The sequence below is a fragment of the Streptomyces huiliensis genome (assembly GCF_020037025.1).
GTDB classification, from domain to species: Bacteria; Actinomycetota; Actinomycetes; order Streptomycetales; family Streptomycetaceae; genus Streptomyces; species Streptomyces huiliensis.
Genome location: NZ_JAIQLH010000056.1, coordinates 1 through 18,784 on the forward strand (window position 1 = coordinate 1; position 18,784 = coordinate 18,784).

The 18,784-nt window shown below is 73.9% G+C and carries 15 protein-coding genes and 1 pseudogene; 3 read left to right on the plus strand and 13 right to left on the minus strand.

Features of this window, described 5'->3' with window-relative positions:
• Positions 1-289 precede the first annotated feature (289 nt).
• Entirely contained in the window at positions 290-1,270 is a 981-nt protein-coding gene (locus JNW98_RS11790) for an NAD(P)H-quinone oxidoreductase (RefSeq protein ID WP_223768111.1), read from the minus strand.
• Between the two features lie 112 nt (positions 1,271-1,382).
• Between JNW98_RS11790 and JNW98_RS11795 the strand changes: the two genes are divergently transcribed.
• Complete coding sequence (locus JNW98_RS11795; RefSeq protein WP_223768112.1) at positions 1,383-2,552, plus strand: potassium channel family protein; 1,170 nt, start codon at positions 1,383-1,385, stop codon at positions 2,550-2,552.
• A 9-nt stretch (positions 2,553-2,561) separates the two neighbouring features.
• On the opposite strand, the gene JNW98_RS11800 is transcribed toward JNW98_RS11795, so the two are convergent.
• The 7 genes and pseudogenes from JNW98_RS11800 to JNW98_RS11830 all read right to left on the minus strand — a co-directional run bounded on the left by JNW98_RS11800 (position 2,562) and on the right by JNW98_RS11830 (position 10,823).
• Entirely contained in the window at positions 2,562-3,140 is a 579-nt protein-coding gene (locus tag JNW98_RS11800; protein WP_223768113.1) for a Uma2 family endonuclease, read from the minus strand.
• 185 nt (positions 3,141-3,325) lie between these two features.
• Positions 3,326-3,900: pseudogene (locus tag JNW98_RS11805) on the minus strand (HAD domain-containing protein).
• A 37-nt stretch (positions 3,901-3,937) separates the two neighbouring features.
• On the minus strand, positions 3,938-5,548 hold the full coding sequence (locus JNW98_RS11810; RefSeq protein ID WP_443732498.1) for a molybdopterin molybdotransferase MoeA: 1,611 nt from the start codon (positions 5,546-5,548) through the stop codon (positions 3,938-3,940).
• Between the two features lie 689 nt (positions 5,549-6,237).
• Positions 6,238-7,107, minus strand: a complete 870-nt coding sequence (locus tag JNW98_RS11815; RefSeq protein ID WP_223768114.1) for an NTP transferase domain-containing protein — start codon at positions 7,105-7,107, stop codon at positions 6,238-6,240.
• A 112-nt stretch (positions 7,108-7,219) separates the two neighbouring features.
• The gene (locus JNW98_RS11820; RefSeq protein WP_223768115.1) at positions 7,220-8,578 is read right to left on the minus strand and encodes a dihydrolipoamide acetyltransferase family protein; all 1,359 of its coding nucleotides are present in this window, start codon (positions 8,576-8,578) and stop codon (positions 7,220-7,222) included.
• Entirely contained in the window at positions 8,578-9,660 is a 1,083-nt protein-coding gene (locus JNW98_RS11825) for an alpha-ketoacid dehydrogenase subunit beta (RefSeq protein WP_223768116.1), read from the minus strand. The genes JNW98_RS11820 and JNW98_RS11825 overlap by 1 nt, the downstream gene beginning before the upstream one ends.
• Positions 9,657-10,823 (minus strand): thiamine pyrophosphate-dependent dehydrogenase E1 component subunit alpha, encoded by a 1,167-nt coding sequence (locus JNW98_RS11830; RefSeq protein WP_223768117.1) that lies wholly within the window; start codon positions 10,821-10,823, stop codon positions 9,657-9,659. The genes JNW98_RS11825 and JNW98_RS11830 overlap by 4 nt, the downstream gene beginning before the upstream one ends.
• A gap of 215 nt (positions 10,824-11,038) precedes the next feature.
• Here JNW98_RS11830 and JNW98_RS11835 point away from each other — a divergent pair, with 215 nt between their 5' ends.
• Positions 11,039-11,542, plus strand: coding sequence for an Lrp/AsnC family transcriptional regulator (locus tag JNW98_RS11835; protein WP_223768118.1), 504 nt, complete (start codon positions 11,039-11,041; stop codon positions 11,540-11,542).
• A gap of 52 nt (positions 11,543-11,594) precedes the next feature.
• Here JNW98_RS11835 and JNW98_RS11840 read toward each other — a convergent pair whose 3' ends face one another.
• Together JNW98_RS11840 and JNW98_RS11845 are read right to left on the minus strand one after the other, a co-directional pair.
• Positions 11,595-12,185 (minus strand): TetR/AcrR family transcriptional regulator, encoded by a 591-nt coding sequence (locus JNW98_RS11840; protein ID WP_223768119.1) that lies wholly within the window; start codon positions 12,183-12,185, stop codon positions 11,595-11,597.
• Positions 12,182-13,708: a 3-hydroxyacyl-CoA dehydrogenase gene (locus JNW98_RS11845; protein WP_223768120.1), complete on the minus strand. Its 1,527-nt coding sequence runs from the start codon at positions 13,706-13,708 to the stop codon at positions 12,182-12,184. Before JNW98_RS11845 ends, JNW98_RS11840 begins: the two co-directional genes overlap by 4 nt.
• Before the next feature lie 210 nt (positions 13,709-13,918).
• Here JNW98_RS11845 and paaN point away from each other — a divergent pair, with 210 nt between their 5' ends.
• On the plus strand, positions 13,919-15,616 hold the full coding sequence (paaN, locus tag JNW98_RS11850; RefSeq protein WP_223768121.1) for a phenylacetic acid degradation protein PaaN: 1,698 nt from the start codon (positions 13,919-13,921) through the stop codon (positions 15,614-15,616).
• A gap of 25 nt (positions 15,617-15,641) precedes the next feature.
• On the opposite strand, the gene JNW98_RS11855 is transcribed toward paaN, so the two are convergent.
• Genes JNW98_RS11855 through JNW98_RS11865 form a run of 3 tightly spaced genes read right to left on the minus strand, consistent with a single transcriptional unit; the run spans position 15,642 to position 18,499 of the window.
• The gene (locus JNW98_RS11855) at positions 15,642-16,403 is read right to left on the minus strand and encodes a TrmH family RNA methyltransferase (protein ID WP_223768122.1); all 762 of its coding nucleotides are present in this window, start codon (positions 16,401-16,403) and stop codon (positions 15,642-15,644) included.
• 57 nt (positions 16,404-16,460) lie between these two features.
• The gene (locus JNW98_RS11860; protein WP_223768123.1) at positions 16,461-17,813 is read right to left on the minus strand and encodes an HTTM domain-containing protein; all 1,353 of its coding nucleotides are present in this window, start codon (positions 17,811-17,813) and stop codon (positions 16,461-16,463) included.
• On the minus strand, positions 17,810-18,499 hold the full coding sequence (locus JNW98_RS11865; RefSeq protein ID WP_223768124.1) for a DUF5819 family protein: 690 nt from the start codon (positions 18,497-18,499) through the stop codon (positions 17,810-17,812). Before JNW98_RS11865 ends, JNW98_RS11860 begins: the two co-directional genes overlap by 4 nt.
• Positions 18,500-18,784 lie beyond the last annotated feature (285 nt).

The window sequence follows — 18,784 nt, forward strand, 5'->3', positions numbered from 1 at the left end:
CGCGTCGGCCGGCCCGGCGAGGACGGCCGCCAGCGCCACCACGGCCAAGGCGGCGGCCGGAGCGGCCGGGCGCCCGGGCGCCCGCGACCGACACGCCCGCACGGCCCGATGCACACCGGCGGCTTCGGCGAACAGAGCGATCAGAGCGATCACCCGTCCACCGTCACACGCCCGCCCGCCCCGGGCACGCCAGGCGGCCGGACGGGTGACACGCCGGCCCTACACCGGCCCGCCAACCCGATCACCGGCCCGCCGCCCACCCGCCCGACCGGCTCCCGCCTCGCGAGCCTCAGCCCGTGGTGAGCAGCACCTTCCCCACGTGCGAGCTGCCCTCGACGATCCGGTGCGCCTCGGCCGCGTCCCGGAGCGGCATCGTCCGGTCGACGACGGGCCGGACCCGGCCGCCCGAGACGAGGGGCCAGACGTGCTCGCGGACGGCCGCCACGATGGCCGCCTTCTCGGCGAGCGGCCGGGCGCGGAGGGTGGTGCCCATGACGGCGGCCCGCTTCGTCAGCAGCTTGCCGAGGTCGAGCTCGGCCTTGCGGCCGCCCTGCAGGCCGATGATGGTGAGGCGGCCGTTGACGGCCAGGACGTCCACGTTCCGGTTCAGGTACTTGGCGCCCACGATGTCGAGGACGACGTCGGCACCGGCGCCGCCGGTCACCTTGTGGATCTCCTCGACGAAGTCCTGCTCCCGGTAGTCGACGAGGATGTCGGCGCCGAGTTCGCGGCAGCGCTCCAGCTTCTCCCGGCTCCCCGCCGTGACCGCGACCCGCGCGCCGACCGCCTTGGCGAGCTGCACGGCCATCGTCCCGATGCCGCTGCCGCCGCCGTGCACGAGCAGCGTCTCGCCGGGCCGCAGGTGGGCGAGCATGAACACGTTGGACCAGACCGTCGCGGTGACCTCGGGCAGGGCGGCGGCGGTCACGACGTCCAGGCCGTCGGGTACGGGCAGCAGCTGGCCGGCGGGGACGGCGACCCTCTCCGCGTAACCGCCGCCGGCGAGCAGCGCGCACACCTCGTCGCCGACCGCCCAGCCGCTCACCCCGGGGCCGAGCGCCGCGACCCGGCCCGAGCACTCCAGGCCGGGGTACGGGGAGGCGCCGGGCGGCGGGTCGTAGAACCCCTGCCGCTGCACCAGGTCGGCGCGGTTGACGGCCGTCGCGGCGACCTCGACCAGCACCTCCCCCTCACCGGGTACGGGGTCGGGTACCTCGGACCAGGCCAGCGCCTCGGGCCCGCCGGGCTCGGGAATGGTGATCGCATACATGGCGCGAGGCTACTCCCCGCCCGCCGCGTCCCCTAGGGTCCCGCCCGAGGTCCGGGCCGGACGTCGGCCGCGCGTGTGCCGTACCCCGAGCCGCATCAGGGATCATGGACGGGTGCCGAACCCATCGTCGTCCTCCGCGCCCCGGAACCGGATGACCAGCGGCCACCGTTCCCCGCCGCCGCCGGAGATCCCGGACCACCACAGGGGCGGCCGGCTGCTCCTCAAGTCCCTCTGGCGCCGCACCCGGGCCGAGGCCGAGGACGCGGAGGCGGGCCGCTCCATCGTCCTCCCCGTCCAGCGGGTGACCGCGCCCCTGCAACAGGTGCTGCGGCGGCTGGTGATGGCCCTGATGGTGCTGATGCTGACGACGTGCGTGGTGTGGCTGGACGGCGACGGCTACCACGACAACGCCGGCGGCCCGGTCGGCTTCGTCGACGCCGCGTACTACGCGACCGTCACGCTGTCGACCACCGGCTACGGCGACATCACGCCGGTGAGCGACGCGGCCCGGCTGACGAACATCTTCGTCGTCACCCCGCTGCGCGTGCTGTTCCTGATCATCCTGGTCGGCACCACGCTGGAAGTGCTGACCGAGCGGACGCGCCACCAGGTCCGCATACACCGTTGGAGGTCCCGGATGCGCGACCACACCGTCGTCATCGGCTACGGCACCAAGGGCCGGCACACGATCGAGACGCTGGTCGGCCAGGGCCGCCCCAAGGACCGGATCGTCGTCGTCGACCCGCAGAAGAAGGCCGTCGACGCCGCCGCCTGCGACGGCATCGTGGGCGTCGTCGGCGACGGCACCCGCTCCGACACCCTCCTCCGCGCCGAACTCCAGAACGCCTCCCACGTGGTGATCACCACGGAACGGGACGACACGGCCGCCCTCGTCACCCTGACGGCCCGTCAGCTGAACAAGCGGGCCACGATCGTCGTCGCCGTCCGCGAGGACGAGAACGTGCCGCTCCTCCGGCAGAGCGGCGCGAACACGGTGGTGACGAGCTCCAGTTCGGCCGGCCGCATGCTCGGCATGTCGATGGTCAGTCCGTACGTCGGCACCGTGATGGAGGACTTGCTGACCTACGGCACCGGCCTGGACGTCGTCGACCGCCCGGTCACCAAGGCGGAGGCGGGCCACTCCCCCCGCGACTGCGCCGACCTCGTCGTCGCCGTCGTCCGAGGCCACCGCCTCCTCAACTTCACCGACCCCGAGGCGACCCCCCTCCGCCTCACCGACCGCGTGATCACCATCCGGCAGGCGGCGGGCGCGTCGGAGTGACGCCGAAGCTCAGTCGGCGAAGTCCTTCAGCTTCTCCGTCTCCAAGGAGAAGCCGACGGGTACCGGAAGGTCGACCCGCCCTCCAAAGGGCTGATTGACGACGTTCCGGTACTTGCCGCCCTCCGGCTCCGAGAACACGTACACCAGGTGGTCGTCACGGTCGATCAGCAAGTAGACGGGGACGCCGACGGCAGCGTAACCGTCGGGCTTTTCGAGCCGGTCTCGCGCGTTCGCGTCCGAATCGGCGGAGGTCACCTCCACCGCCATCAACACGCCCTTGGCATCGGCCCATTCTCCCTGCCCCAGGAAGTACTCCTCGGGTGCCAGGGCCCCGTCGGGGCGGGCCCGGCCCTTGCGGTACTGCTCGACCTTCAGGCCCTGCTCAGGGTAGAGCCAGGCTTCTGGGACGTGCTGCATGCACTGCTTCTGGAGCCACCTGATGATTTCGCCGTGATTACCGTTCGGCACGGGCTTGACCCCGACCTTCCCCCTGATGAACTCCAGACGCACAGTCTCTGGAGCGTGGTGCGCCAGCTGCTCGAACTCTTCGACATACATCTGAGGCCGGTCAACGGAGCTGGGGGTCATGGAATCGCCTCCTCGCCCCCATGGTGCCCCGGCGAGCGACGGCGTGGGGTGTATCGCGGCGGTCATGGGCAAGCCTCCTCTCGCTCCGGCGGTCGACCCTGCCGTACGACACTAGAGCTCGGCAACGCATTGTCACAGAAAAAGCACACATAGTGAGCCGGTTGTGATAGGGGCGCTCCCCGCCGTCACCGCTCCTGGCCGCCCGCGCTCCGCAGCCACGTGTCCAGTACGGCGAAGTCCTCGTCCCTCAGGCCCCTTACGGGGTCGACCCGGTGGAGGAGAGCCCCTACGGGGTGGTGGGTCCGGACCCAGTGGCGGTCGGGGTCGCCGATCTCGTCGTCGACCCAGGCGAACGGGCGTCCGGCCGCGCGGGCGACGAGGGTTCGGGTCTTCCAGTGGACGGCGTCCCGTCGCCCGGTTCCGTTCGGCGCGTCGGGGTCGTCCGCCGGGTCGGGCCAGTCCACTACGGGAAGTGGGGGCAGGCCGAGCCAGGGCGAGACGTAGTCGTTGGCGTCGGACATCCAGGTCGTCGCCCAGACGAGTTCGCAGGGCAGGGCCGCGAGGCGGGGCCGAGGGCGGGGTCGATCCTGGTGAGCAGGGGGTTGCCGCCGTCGGCTGCCCGCGGCCGCGGGGCGTACCAGGGGCTGCGGAAGATCGGGTAACCGTCCGGGAGCTGCCGGCTCGTCGCGCCGAAGGGGATGAGGGGACCGTCGACGTCGAGGAAGAGGAGGGGCGGCGTTGAAGGTGACGTGCCTGTCATGCACGCACCGTAAGGGGCGGGGGTTTCGTCCCGCCGCTCAGCCGACGCCGCCTCCCGTGGCCGTCCACGGCAGGTCGAGGAGGGCGACCCGGCCGCGGGCCGTGCTCCCGCCCGGCGGGATCACCGCGATGGCGTCGGCCGCGGCCAGTCCGCGCAGCATCGCCGGGCCGTGGAAGCGCAGCGGACGCGCCCCGTCCCCGCCGCGCAGCACGACCGGCACCAGGCGGGTGTCGGACGGGTGGCTCGGCACGGGCCCGGTGAGCACGGCGCGGCGGAGGGACGGCGCGGCGCGGCCGGAGAGGCCGCGCAGCAGCGGTTCGGCGAGGGTGATCAGGCCCGCGACCGCCGCCAGCGGGTTGCCGGGGAGGCCGACGAGGTGCCGTCCGGGGGCGAGCCGGGCGAGCAGCATGGGGTGTCCGGGGCGGACGGCGACGCCGTCGACCAGCAGTTCCGCGCCGAGGCGGCGCAGGGCGGGGTGCAGTTGGTCGCGCGGGCCTGATGCCGTGCCGCCGGTGGTGATCACCAGGTCGGCGTCGGTCGCGGCGAGCACGTCGTGCAGCGCGTCCTCCTCGTCGCCCAGGCGCCGCGTGTCGATCACCTCGGCCCCTAGGGATCGCAACCAGGGGCCGAGCATCGGCCCGAGCGCGTCCCTGATACGGCCGTCCTGCGGCAGGCCCTCGTGGACGAGTTCGTCGCCGAGGACGACGATCAGCACCCGCGGGCGGGCGGTCACGCGCAGCTCGTCGTGGCCGGCGGCGGCGGCGAGGCCGAGCACGGCGGGGGTGATCAGCGTGCCGGCGGGCAGCAGTTCGTCGTCGAGGCGGCATTCCTGGCCGCGCGGGCGGATGTCCTGGCCCTGGGCGGTACGGCGGGTCGCGTGCAGTTCGCCCCCGCTCGTCCGGCCGTGCTCGGAGCGCAGTACGGCCGTGGCGCCGGCCGGTATGCGGGCGCCCGTCGCGATCGGTACGGCGTGGCCGTCGCGCAGGGCCTCGTCACCGGTGTGGCCTGCGAGGATGCCATGATCCGCGTCCTCCGGAAGGCGCCAGGGGCCGGGACCCGCGACCGCCCAGCCGTCCATCGCCGAGGTGTCGAACGACGGCAGGTCCGTCAGCGCCGTGAGGGGCGCGGCGAGCGTCCGTCCGACCGCCTCCGCCAGGGGGGTGGCGAGGGCCGGGAGGGGCTCGGCGGCCCCGGCCGCGACGCCGCCGGCCGTGGGCCAGGGCAGGGAACGGCGGGGAGCCCCTGTCGGGGTGCGGCCGTGGTCGGGGGGCGGAGGGGTGGCGTGCTCACCGCTCGCGCCTGCGTCCGCGCTGTCCCTGGAGGGGCGGTCTTCGGCGTCGTTCGCCTTCTCGTTCGCGGTGTCCGCTCCGTTCTCGTTCCCGGGCTTCCGGCGCGGTGAAGTGGGCGCTCCCTTGGGGGGCTTACGCTTGCCGGCTCGAGAGGCGACCGGCTCGGCCACCGCCCCCTTACGGGTCGTCCCGGCGGGGGCCGGATCCGCTCCGGTGCCGTCACGGTGATCGGGCCGGCGCTCGTCCTCGTCCGTACCGGCGCTCACGTCACAGACCGACCGCCAGATGTCGGTCAACTCCTCGCCGTCGTCGGGGCGCTGCCGTCGCACGCCGCGGCGCGCCTCGTCCTCGGGAGGCATGCCACCGGAGATGGCGGCGTCCCGCACGGACTGCCAGACGTCCGTCAGTCCCTCGCGTGCGTCGGCATGCGCGGACACGGACACGGGCGGGGGTGGGGGCGGGGGCGGGGGCTCGGAACGCGGGCCCTGGTCGCCGGTACCACCGGTCATGTCACGGATCGAGCGCCACACGTCCGTCAGGACCTCGGCGCCGCGGTGCCCGTCGCCGGGCTTGCGGCCGGGCTCGCGGCCGGGCTCGCGGCCGGGCTCGCGGCCGGGCTCGCGGCCGGGCTCGCGGCCGGGCTCGCGGCCGGGCTCGCGGCCGGGCTCGCGGCCGGGCGGCCCGGCCGGGGTGCCACCGGTCGCACACGTACCCACTCCCACGGCGTCCCGGGCGCGGGACGGCTCGTCCGCTCCGGCCACCTCGCGGATCGACCGCCAGACATCCGTCAACGGCTCGCCGGATCCCGGCCGTTCCCCTGAAACCCCAGGGCCCCCGGCAGCCCCGGGGAGCACGTTTGCATCACGTGCACCCGGCACGGCCTTCCCCCTGGCGCCGACAGTGGCATCACCCGTCGTACCGCCCTCGACCGGAGCCACCGTCCGTTCCTGTCGTTCCGGATGTCCGGACCCGCCGCGCCCGCCGGAGAGCAGGGCCAGGGCCTCGTCCGTGGCGCGGTCCAGCGCCGCCGCGTCCGCCTCGCGGTCCCTCATGACGGGGGTCCCGCGGGGGTGCCGGACGGGGAGTCGCCCTGCTCGGCCGCCCACCGCTCGGCCAGGGCGGCGGCCTCGCGGGCGGCCTGGGCGACCGCTTCCGGGCCACCGCCACGCTGGGCGGCGGCGTAGCCGACGAGGAAGGTGGTCAGCGGGGCGGCCGGACGGGCCACGCCGTGCGCGGCGTCGCGCGCCAGGTCGAGCAGCAGGGCTCTGTCGACCTCGAGTTCCATGCCGAGTTCGGCCTTGACCGCGGCGATCCATTCATCGAGCACCGTCCCATCGTCCCTGATGCGGGCGCGGGCCGTCCCGATGTCCTCCCAGGTGTCGCAGTCGAACGACGCTTCGTGGTGGGTCAGCCGGGTCAGGGACAGCCCCTGGGTGAGCAGCCGTACGGGAAGACCCGTAAGGGTCCCGTGCTCGGTCGCCAGCAGGGCCAGTTCCCGGCGGACCGGCTCCGCGCGGTACGCGGCGACGAGCGGCTGGTCGCGCCCGCCGGCATCGGTGACGACCGCACCTTCGGTGCCGTCCAGTGCCGCCCCCACCAGGGCCTCGACCGCCCCGGCGTCGAGGAAGGGCAGGTCGGCCGAGAGGGCGAGGACGACCTCGGCCGACGTGTGGCGCAGCCCGGCGGACAGGGCGGCCAGCGGGCCGCCGCCGGGCGGCTGTTCGCGGGCCCAGGTGACCGGCCGGACCGTGGCCCGGCGCGGCCCGACGACCACGGTGGTGCGGGCGCCGGCGCACGCCCCGAGCACGCGGTCGAGCAGGGAGCGCCCGCCGATCCGCAGGCCGGGCTTGTCCGCCCCGCCCAGCCGCCGGGCGGCTCCCCCGGCGAGTACGACCGCGTCGAAAACCGTGTCCGTCACCCCCGCAGTATGCGCCCGCCGGGAGGCGACCGTTCCGCCCGCCTCCTTCCGGGAACGGAAGGAGCGGCTCCCGGCTTCGGAGCGACCTTCAGAACGACCCTCAGAGCGCCCCTCAGAGCGACCTGAGGAGCAACGCCGGCCGCTCGACGCAGTCGGCGACGTACCGGAGGAACCCGCCGGCCGTCCCCCCGTCGCACACGCGGTGGTCGAAGGTGAAGGACAGCTGCACCACATGGCGTACGGCGAGTTCGCCCTCGTGCACCCAGGGCTTGGGGACGATCCGGCCGACGCCCAGCATGGCGGCTTCCGGGTGGTTGATGATGGGCGTGGACCCGTCGACGCCGAAGACCCCGTAGTTGTTGAGGGTGAACGTGCCGCCGGTCAGCTCCGCCGGGGTCAGCCGGCCCTCGCGGGCGGCCTCGGTGAGCCGGGCGATCTCCGCCTGGAGGGAGGCCGTGCTGCGCGTGTGCGCGTCCTTGACGACCGGGACGACGAGGCCGCGTTCGGTCTGGGCGGCGAACCCGAGGTGGACGGCCGGCAGCCGGACGATCTCCCGCGCCTCGGTGTCCACCGTCGCGTTGAGCTCCGGGAACTCGGCGAGCGCGGCCGTGCAGACGCGGGCCAGGAGCGCCAGCAGGGAGATCTTGGTACGGCCGGGGTCGCCGCCGGGCGCGTCGTTCATCGCCCGCCGGGCGGCGAGCAGTTCGGTCGCGTCGGCGTCCACCCAGCAGGTGGCGTCCGGGATCTCGCGCCGGCTGCGGCTCAGCTTCTCGGCGACAGTCCCGCGCAGGCCGCGCAGCGGGACGCGTTCCCCGACCACCGGAACCGGCTCCGGCGCGAAGGCAAGCTCCGGGGCGCAGGCGCGTTCGACGTCCGCGCGCAGGATGAGCCCGTCGGGCCCGGTGCCGCGCAGGCGCGCGAGGTCCACCCCGCGCTCCCGGGCCAGCCGTCGTACCAGCGGCGAGATCACGGCCACGGTCGCCGCCGCCCCTGCCGTGGCCCCCGCCGGAGCAGCGCCGTCCACGGCCACACCGTCCACAGCCGCCACACCAGCCGCTGCCGACGCAGGCCCGGACGTCGGCCCCGGCGCCAGGCGGGCCTGAGGCCGGACCCGCGCCCGGCGGGCGGCCGGCGCCTGGGTCCCGTAACCGACGAGGACGTTGCCCGAGCCCTCGTCGCCCCCCTGACGCCCCTGATCCGCCTCAGGGATACCGCCATCGGCCGGCTCCCCCACCGCCACCGTCAACAGCGGAGCCCCTACGGGCAGTTCCGCACCCTCCTCGCCGAAGCGCGCCGTGACGACGCCCCCGTAGGGGCACGGCACCTCGACCATCGCCTTGGCCGTCTCGACCTCCACGACCGGCTGGTCCACCGCGACGACGTCACCGACGTCCACCAGCCAGCGGACCACCTGCGCCTCGGTGAGCCCTTCGCCGAGGTCCGGCAGCGCGAACTCCCGTACGGCGGCCATCAGCGCACACCCCCCGGCGTCCCCGGAACGGTCCCCGCAGCACTCCCCGGAGCAGTCCCCGAAGAGGTCCAGTCCGCCTCCCACTGCAACCGCGCCACCGCGTCCAGCACCCGGTCCACCCCGGGCAGATGGTGCTTCTCCAGCATCGGCGGCGGGTACGGGATGTCGAACCCGGTGACCCGCAGCACCGGGGCCTCCAGGTGGTGGAAGCAGCGCTCGGTGATCCGGGCGGCCAGTTCCCCGCCGGGGCCGCCGAAGCCGGTCGCCTCGTGCACCACGACCGCCCGTCCGGTGCGGCGGACGGAGGCGCAGACGGTCTCCTCGTCGAGCGGGACCAGCGAGCGGAGGTCGACGACCTCCAGGTCCCAGCCCTCCGCCGTGGCGGCCTCGGCCGCCTCCAGGCAGACCGGAAGGGACGGCCCGTAGGTGATCAGGGTGGCCGAGGTACCGCGCCGGCGGACGACGGCGGTGCCGACGCCCGGCACCTCCTCCGGCCGGTCCGGCTCCCAGTCGGCCTTCGCCCAGTACAGCCGCTTGGGCTCCAGGAAGATCACCGGGTCGTCGGAGGCGATGGAGGCGCGCAGCAGCCCGTACGCGTCGGCCACCGTGGCCGGGGTGACGACGTGCAGCCCTGGGGTGGCCATGTACAGCGCCTCGGACGAGTCGCTGTGGTGCTCGACGCCCCCGATGCCGCCCCCGTAGGGGATGCGGACGGTGATCGGCATGGGCAGGGCGCCCCGGGTGCGGTTGCGCATCCGGGAGACGTGGCTGATGAGCTGCTCCAGCGCCGGGTAGGCGAACGCGTCGAACTGCATCTCGACCACCGGCCGCAGCCCGTACATCGCCATGCCGACGGCCGTGCCCAGGATGCCCGCCTCGGCCAGCGGCGTGTCCGTGCAGCGGTCCTCGCCGAACTCCTTCGCCAGCCCGTCGGTGATCCGGAAGACGCCGCCCAGGGTGCCGACGTCCTCGCCGAGGACGTGCACCGCCGGGTCGTCGGCCATGGCGTCGCGCAGGGCCCGGTTGAGGGCCTGGCTCATCGTCGCGGGCTTGCGGCCCGTCGCGGCGACCGCGGTGGTCATCGGTCCGTTCCTTCCCCTGTGCCCCGGCCGCTTCCGTCGGCGGCGCCGGCCGCCGCGAGCTCGGCGCGCAGCAGCTCGGCCTGCTCGCGCAGCCGCGCCGTCCGCCGGGCGTAGACGTGGTCGAAGAGCTCCATCGGATCCAGCTCGGGATCCTCGTTCATGCGTTCGCGCAGGTCGGCGGCCATGCGCTCGGCCGTCTCCCGGACGGCGGCGAGGCCGTCCCCGTCCGCCAGGTCGCGGCGGACCAGCTCCCGTTCCACCAGCTCGACGGGGTCGTGCGCGCGCCAGGCGGCGACCTCGGCGTCGCTGCGGTACCGGGTGGCGTCGTCGGCGTTGGTGTGGGCGTCGAGGCGGTAGGTGACGGCCTCGACGAGTGTGGGGCCGCCGCCCGAGCGGGCCCGCCGGACGGCCTCGGTGAGCACATCCAGCACGGCGGGCGCGTCGTTGCCGTCGACCAGCCGGCCGGGCATGCCGTAGCCGACGGCCTTGTGGGCGAGCGAGGGCGCGGCGGTCTGTTTGGACAGCGGTACGGAGATCGCGAAGCCGTTGTTCTGCACCAGGAAGACGACGGGCGCCCGCCAGACCGCGGCGAAGTTCAGCGCCTCGTGGAAGTCGCCCTCGCTGGTGCCGCCGTCGCCGACCATGGCGAGGGCGACGACGTCGTCCCCCTTGAGCCGCGCGGCGTGCGCCAGCCCGACGGCGTGCGGGAGTTGGGTGGCGAGCGGCGTGGCCAGCGGGGCGACGCGGTGCTCGTGCGGGTCGTAGCCGGTGTGCCAGTCGCCGCGCAGCAGGGTGAGGGCCTGGACGGGGTCGAGGCCGCGGGTGACGGCGGCCAGGGTGTCGCGGTAGCTGGGGAAGAGCCAGTCGCGGTCCTCCAGGGCGAGGGCGGCGGCGACCTCGCACGCCTCCTGGCCCGTGGAGGACGGGTAGACGGCCAGCCGGCCCTGCCGGGTGAGGGCGGTGGCCTGGGTGTTGTAGCGGCGCCCGCGCACCAGGTGGCCGTGGAGCAGCCGGAGCAGCTCGGGGTCCAGCGTGTCCGCGGCGGGGGTGCCCAGCAACCGGTACGGCTCCGCGTCGGGCAGCAGCGGCATGGGGTCGGTGCGGGGCTGCCAGGCGGGGGGCGGGGTCGGCCGGTAGGCACCGGGCTGCTCCAGGACCGTCATGACGAGCACCTCCTCTGTGGGCAGGCGTGAGGCAGGCGTGCGGCAGGCGAGAGGGCAGGCGTGGGGCAGGTGTGACCGGAAAGCGCCCCGCACTCTCCCTACCGATTGTTCGGTTGCCGGTGCATTTTGGCTACAGGCGGCCCGGGCCTGTGGACAAACGGTTCTCCACAGCCTGAGATATGAACAGCGCGTCCACCCAGGGGAGGCATGGCGGTATGCCGGACGAACAGATGGCCAAAACGAGCCCAAGAACGCCCGCCCGACCGCTCGACGAGATCGACCGCTCGATCCTGCACATGCTCCAGACCGACGGACGGGCCTCGATACGGTCCGTGGCCGAGCGGGTGCACGTGTCCCGCGCCAACGCCTACGCGCGGATCAACCGCCTCATCGACGACGGGGTGATCCGCGGCTTCGGGGCACGCATCGACCAGGAGCGGGCGGGGCAGGGCGCGTCCGCGTACATCACGCTGAAGATCGTGCAGAACTCCTGGCGCACCGTGCGCGAGAAGCTCCGGGTGCTGCCGGGGGCGTCGCACATCGCCCTGGTCAGCGGGGACTTCGACGTCCTGCTGCTGGTCCACACCAAGGACAACCGCGCCCTCCGCGAGCTCGTGCTCACCCGGATCCAGGCCATAGAGGAGGTGTTGAGCACCCGCACCCTGCTGGTCTTCGAGGAGCAGGACCTCAAGGAGGGCGTGGACGGGTGCGACAGATGAGCCGCGGGAGGCGGCCCGGGCGCGCGACGCCACGGCCGCCGGCGCGCCCGCCTCAGTGCGCCCGCAGCCCCGCGAACGCCGTGTTGATCACCGCGTCGGCGACCTCTTCGCTGGTGGCGGCGTTGCCGCGCTGCGGCCGGTACCACTCCACCACGGAGTTGATCATTCCGAAGAGGAGCCGGGTCGCCAGCCGGACGTCCACGTCGGCCCGCAGGTCGCCGTCGGCCGCTGCCTCCTTGAGGAGGGCCGCGACCCGGTGGTCGAACTCGCGACGCCGCTCCATCGCCCAGCGCTCGGTGTCGGTGTTGCCGCGCACCCGCAGCAGCAGCGTCACGTAGGGCAGTTCGGCGATCAGCACCTCGACGGTGCGGCGGGTGACGTGTTCCAGCCGTTCCACGGCGGGGCCGGTGGTGGCACCCGGCTCGTCCAGGACGGCGAACAGCCCGTCCAGCGCGCGGCTTATGGCCCGCCGCAGCAGCTCCTCCTTGCTCCTGACGTGGTGGTAGATCGAGGACTTGGAGATCCCCGCGGCCTTCGACAGGTGCTCCATGGAGGTGCCGTCGTAGCCCCGCTCGTTGAACACCGCGACGGCGACCGCGAGCAGCGATTCGGGCGTGTAGGTGTCACGCTTGGCCATGGTCATGATGGAAGCAGGTTCTCCTTGACGGCCGCTCGGCGGCGCAGCGGCTGGGACGGGGCGTAACGGCCGCCCGGGTACTCGGACTCCATGTTCGCCAGGAAGCGGCGGACCCACGCGGCACCGAGCTCCCGGCCCCACTCCAGCGGCCCGCGCGGGTAGTTCACGCCGAGCCGCATGGCGGTGTCGATGTCCTCCGGCCCGGCGACGCCGCGCCCGGCGGCGTCCTCGGCGAGGTCGACGAGCAGGGCGACGGTCCGCGCGACGATCAGGCCGGGGGCGTCCGCCACGACGCTGACCTTCTTGCCGAGCGCCTGGAACAGGCCCACGGTGGCCCGCAGATCGGCCGGGGAGGTGCCGGGGGAGGCCGCGAGCGCGACCCGGGCACAGGAGCGGTAGTCCAGGGCCAGGTCGAAGCGGACGGCCGGCTCCCCGGCGTCGCCCGTGGCGGAACGGCCGTCGGTGAGGGCGAGCCGGGCGCCGCCGGGCAGCGCGAAGTACCCGCCGTCCGCGCCACCCGCTTCTCCCCGCGTCACGGCTATGCCCGCCGCCTCGATCAGCTCCGGCAGGACGGCTGCGGCGGGAGGCAGCACGCCGTGCAGGACGAGTGCCCCGGGCGCCTTCTCGGGAGCCGCGGTGTCCGGTTCCGGCCGCGCGGCGCCCTCCGCGTGGTCGTACCAGCCCCGCCCGCTCTTGCGTCCCAGCAGCCCCGCCTCCACCAGGCGCCGCTGGGCGAGGGACGGGGTGAACTTCGGGTGGTGGAAGAACGCCTCGTACACCGAACGGGTGACGGCCTCGTTCACGTCCTGCCCGATGAGGTCGGTCAGTTCGAACGGACCCATGGCGAAGCCGCCGCTCTCGCGCAGCACGGCGTCGAGGGTGGCGGGGTCGGCGGCCCGCTCCTCCAGGAGCCGGAAGGCCTCGGCGTAGAACGGCCGGGCAAGCCGGTTGACGATGAAGCCGGGGGTGTCGGCGCAGCGTACGGGCGTCTTGCCCCAGGCCGCGGCGGTGGCGTACGCGCGGTCGGCGGCGGCCTCGTCGGTGGCGTGCCCCCGGACGACCTCGACCAGCGGCAGCAGCGGCGCGGGGTTGAAGAAGTGCAGGCCGACGAGGCGTCCGGGGCGGCGCAGCGGGCCGGCGACGGCCGTCACGGGCAGGGACGAGGTGTTGGTGGCGAGCAGACAGTCGTCGGCGACGACCTCCTCCAGCTCGCGGAACAGCCGCTGCTTGACGTCCAGCAGCTCGACGACGGCCTCGACGACGAGCGCGGAGTCCGCGAGTCCGGCGAGTTCCGCGACGGGACGCAGCCGGGCGACGGCCGCGTCCCGGGCCTCCGCCGGCATCCGGCCCTTGGCCACCAGGCGGTCCAGCCGGCCCGCGACGGCCCGCGCGGCCTCCTCGGCGCGGCCCGGGAGGGCGTCGTACAGCCGCACGGGATGGCCCGCGACCAGGGCGACCTGGGCGATGCCCTGGCCCATGGTGCCCGCGCCCACGACGGCGACGGGGTGCTCCGGCTCGATTGCGGTCATGACAGTGATCCTCCCCGATGAGGTGGTCCCGGATTCGCCGGGCCCCCTTGTCCCGACCGATCGTTCGGTTAATGTATCTGGCGGGTACGACAACGGCACCCGGCCGTGCGGATCCGGCACCACCGCTTCACCCGGCACCACCGCTTTCCTCTGCTTTCCCAGGTTCACCGCCACCGCATCCACGCCCGTCCGACGAGGAGTTGGTCAACCGTGACCGCCGGACTCACCATCGACCAGTTGGCCGAGAAGCACTCCGCCACGCTCGACACGGCCCTCGACGTCATCCGCACCCGCGCCTACTGGTCACCGCATCCCGAGCATCCCAAGGCGTACGGCCCCGACCAGGACGGCGGCCTGGACGCCGCCGCGGGTCAGGCGGCCTTCGAGGCCCTCCGGGACCGGCGCTTCGAGCTCGACCAGCCGGGCACGGACGGCTGGACGGGCTCCGAAGTGTCCCCCTACGGGCCGCGGCTCGGCGTCGAGTACCCGCACGCCGACCTCGCCGTGCTGCTTCCGGCCATGAAGTCCGCAATGCGCCCGTGGCGCGAGGCGGGCCCCCGCCACCGGGCGCTGGTGTGTCTGGAGATCCTCAGGCGGATCAGCGCCCGGACGCACGAGATGGCGCACGCGGTCATGCACACCAGCGGCCAGGCGTTCATGATGGCGTTCCAGGCCGGCGGCCCGCACGCCCAGGACCGCGGGCTGGAGGCCGTCGCCTACGCCTACGCCGCGCAGGCCGAGGCCGAGCGGACGGCCGAGTGGGTCAAGCCGCAGGGCAAACGCGACCCGCTGAAACTGGCCAAGGAGTTCACCGCGGTGCCGCGCGGCATCGCCCTTGTCATCGGCTGCAACACCTTCCCCACCTGGAACGGCTACCCCGGCCTCTTCGCCTCGCTCGCCACCGGCAACCCCGTCCTGGTCAAGCCGCACCCGCGCGCGGTCCTGCCGCTCGCGCTGACCGTGCGCGCCGCGCGCGAGGTGCTGCGCGAGGCCGGCTTCTCCCCCGACCTCGTCGCCCTGGCGGCCGAGCGGGACGGCGAGGGCATCGCCAAGTCGCTGGCCGTCCACCCGGACGTCCGGATCATCGACTACACCGGCTCCACGGCGTTCGGCGACTGGCTGGAGGCCCACGCCAAGCAGGCGCAGGTCTTCACGGAGAAGGCCGGCGTCAACACCGTGATCGTCGACTCCACCGGCGACTACCAGGGGATGCTGTCCAACCTGGCCTTCTCGCTCTCCCTCTACAGCGGCCAGATGTGCACCACCCCGCAGAACCTGCTGATCCCGCGCGGCGGCATCGGCACGGACGCCGGCCACAAGACGTACGACGAGGTGGTGGCCGATCTGGCGGCGGCGGTCGGGAAGTTGCTGGGCGACGACGCCCGGGCCAACGCCCTGCTCGGCGCCATCGTCAACGACCAGGTCAAGGAGCGTGTCGAGGCGGCCGGCCGGCTCGGCGAGGTGGCGCTCGCCTCGCGCACGGTGGCCAACCCGGACTTCCCCGACGCGACGGTCCGCACCCCGGTGATCGTCAAGCTCGACGGCGCCAAGCCGGACGCCGAGGCCGCGTACTTCTCCGAGTGCTTCGGCCCGGTGTCGTTCGCGGTGGCCGTGGACTCCACGGCGGAGGCGGTGGAACTGCTGCGCCGCACGGTGCGGGAGAAGGGCGCGATGACCGTCGGGGCGTACACCACCTCCACGGAGGCGGAGCGGCTGATCGAGGAGGCGTGCCTGGAGGAGTGCGCACAGCTCTCGCTGAACCTCACCGGCGGCGTCTACGTCAACCAGACCGCCGCCTTCTCCGACTACCACGGCTCGGGCGGCAACCCGGCGGCCAACGCGGCGCTGTGCGACGCGGCGTTCGTGGCGAGCCGGTTCCGCACGGTGGAGGTGCGGCGCCAGGCGTGACGGGCGGGTGGGCCGACGCGGGCCGTCAGACCGCCTCCGCCGGCCCGCCCCAGTGGAAGAGCGCCATCGCCACGCTCGTCGCGAGGTTGTAGCTGGACACCTGCGGGCGCATCGGCAGCGAAATCAGCCGGTCCGCCCGCGCCCGCACCTCGTCCGAGATGCCGTGGCGTTCGGATCCGAAGGCGAGGACGGCGTCGTCCGGCAGGGTGACGGACCGGATGCCCTCGCCCTCCGGGTCCAGCGCGAACAGCGGCCCCGGTGGCAGGCCGTCGGGGTCCACCCGCTCCACGGCCGTGGCGTAGTGCAGCCCCGCGCCCGCACGGACGGCGTTCTGGTGCCACGGGTCGAGGTCCCCGGTGGTGACGACACCGGTCGCGCCGAAACCGGCGGCCAGCCGGACGACCGCCCCGACGTTCCCGAGGTTGCGCGGGTTGTCGAGGAGCACGACGGGCGCGGGCCGGGGGCGGCGGGCCAGCGCGGCGAGGTTGTCCTCGCGGACGGTCCGGGCGGCCAGCGCGGCGACCTCGGTGGTGTGGCCCCGGGGCACCAGCTCGCGCAGGACGGCCCGGTCCACCTCGGTCAGCAGACCGTTCAGCGCGTCGGTCACGTCGTCGGCGAGCCGGTCGGCCAGCGCCAGGACGGCGGCCCGGTCGGTGGTGAGCACGGGGCCGACCCGGGCTCCGAAGCGCAGGGCGTGCTTGATGGCGTGGAATCCGTCGAGCAGCACGGCACCGGGGGCCAGCTCGCCCCACTGCCGCACGGCGATATCGGTCGCGTCCTCGGTCATGGGCTCAGCCTACGGCGCTGACCTGGGGGGGCGTGGGGCAGAGGGTTCCGGTGGCCGTCACCCGGTCGTCGAACGAGCCGGATCCGCTTCGGCCTCCGCCTTCCCGTGCGCCGCTTCCGTCTCACCGGTCTCGGATGCCCGGACCCCCGCCCGCCGGTTCCACTGGGCCGGGATCTCGCGCCGGTTGAACCGGACGAGCGCACTCCAGCCGCGTGCCGCCGTCCGCCCCACCGCGCCGCCCGCACACACCAGGAAGGCCGTCGGCAGGAACACGGCGTCCGCGAAGACCATCACCAGGGAGAAGAAGGGCAGCCCCAGCAGCACCGCGATCCCCAGGTGCTCCGCGATCATCGCCACCACCAGGACGTTCTTCACCCTGCGGTTGATCAGCGTGAAGGGGAAGGCCGCCTGGACCGCCACCGTGCCGTAGCTGAGCAGCAGCACCACGACGCCGCTGGCGGCGAGCGCGTGCGACAGGCTCGGCCAGGGGGAGAAGTAGTCGAGGTGCAGGGGGTAGTAGAGCGCGCTGCCGTCCTGCCAGAGCGAGCCCTGCACCTTGTACCAGCCGGCCGCGCCGTAGATCAGGCAGACCTCGGCGAGTATCGCCAGCAGGGCGGCGTTGTGGATCAGGTGCCCGAACGCGGCCATGACCGCGCGCGGTTCGGTGCCGCCGTACCGTCGCACGGCCCACCAGAGCCCGTGCCCGCTCCACAGCGCCCACAGCAGCGCGGCCCAGCCGATGCCGGGGACCGGCCCGTGCGCGGTCCAGGAGAGCCGGGCGTCGGCGGCCGTCGTCGCGAAGGCCAGCGCGAGGCCGCAGACCGTCCACAGCACGATCCCGGGGACGTCCCGGTCCTTGCCCTCCTCCGTCAGCGCGGTGCCCGGAGCCGACTCGTCCGGTGCCGTGCCGCCCGGGCCGGCGGCCGCGCGACGTCTGGCACGCCGGGCGTCCAGCGACCACACCTGCCCGCAGCGGGTGAACACCATGTAGATCGCCATCAGGTGCAGGACGTTGTCCCCGCCGTCGCCGACGAAGACGCTGCGGTTCTGCAGCGACAGCAGGCCGATCATGTAGAGGACGGACATGGTCCTGGTCCGCCAGCCGAGCATCAGCAGCAGGGCCGAGACCATCGCCAGCAGGTAGACCAGCCGGAACCACCAGCCGCTGTCGGACCACATGAGCACCGTGAAGGCGCCGTTGTCGTCCGTCAGCCGCCGGGCGAGGTCCCAGCTCCAGGGGGCGTCGGGGCCGTACAGCTCCTGGCTGTTGACCCACTCGCGGGCCAGGAAGAACAGCCAGGTGAAGGAGAACCCGATCCGGATCAGGGCGGTCTGGTACGGGCCGAGGGAGCTGCCGGTGACCCGCGCGTAGGCGTCCGACCAGGCGGTACGTACGGAGGAGACGCTCACCGGACGCGCACCACCTTCAGGTCGTCGGACTCGACCCGCCACCAGGCGAGCTCACGCCGCACCGGGTCGCCGGTCTGGCCCTTGCTCCAGGGCGGCGGTGCGACGTTCGAGGTCAGCGAGCGGAGCTGGACGCGTTCGAGGTCGCCCGGCTCGCGGTCGAGGTCGATCCGGGAGACGGCGATCCGGCGCAGGTACTCCTCGGCGAGCGGGCTCCGCTTGCCCAGCGGCCGGCCCTGGTCGTCGTGCCAGGCGAGGTAGAAGTCCCAGGCGCGACGGAGCTGGTTCTGCCGTGCGTGGCTCGGGAGGGGGTTGTGGAGGATGGCGGCGCCGTCCTGGGCGGAGAGGTCGGTCCACGGGGTGACCCTGACCTCGCCGTCGGGGGCACGTACCTGGGCGCGGGCCTGGACGTGGATGTTCTGCTGGAGCGGGTTGGGCGCGAAGAACTTCCAGTTCTGTTCGAACTCGGGCAGGACGTAGTCGGCGATGGTCGACGAGTGCTGCTTGCTGACCGTGTTCGGCGGCGCCACATGCAGAAACATCATGCCCAGGTGCACCACTGTCACCACGGCGACGGTGAGGGCGCCGAGCGCGATGGCGCAGCGGGCGGGCCGGGACAGCCCGGCGGGTGCGGCCGGAGCCCGTTCACCGGCGCCGTCCTTCCGCTCGCGTCCGTCGTCCGTGTCCATGTACGCCCCGTTTTCCGCTCGTCGATCGCGCGCGGACGCCTTCCGCGCACCCGAACGGTACCGACCCGGACGCGGACGACGCAGCGGCCATAAGACCTTCGTCCCACCGACCGGCCCTCGCAGGGCCCACCGTCAGGGGTCCCGGCACCCGTCCCGTAGGGGTCGCGAGGCGGCCCCCCGCTGTTGTCCACAGCCGGTGACAGCCGGTTATCCACAGGCTTGACACCGCTCCGGGGCCACCTCAACATTGAACCGAACGATCGGTCGGTTGGCCCGGAAGCCTCT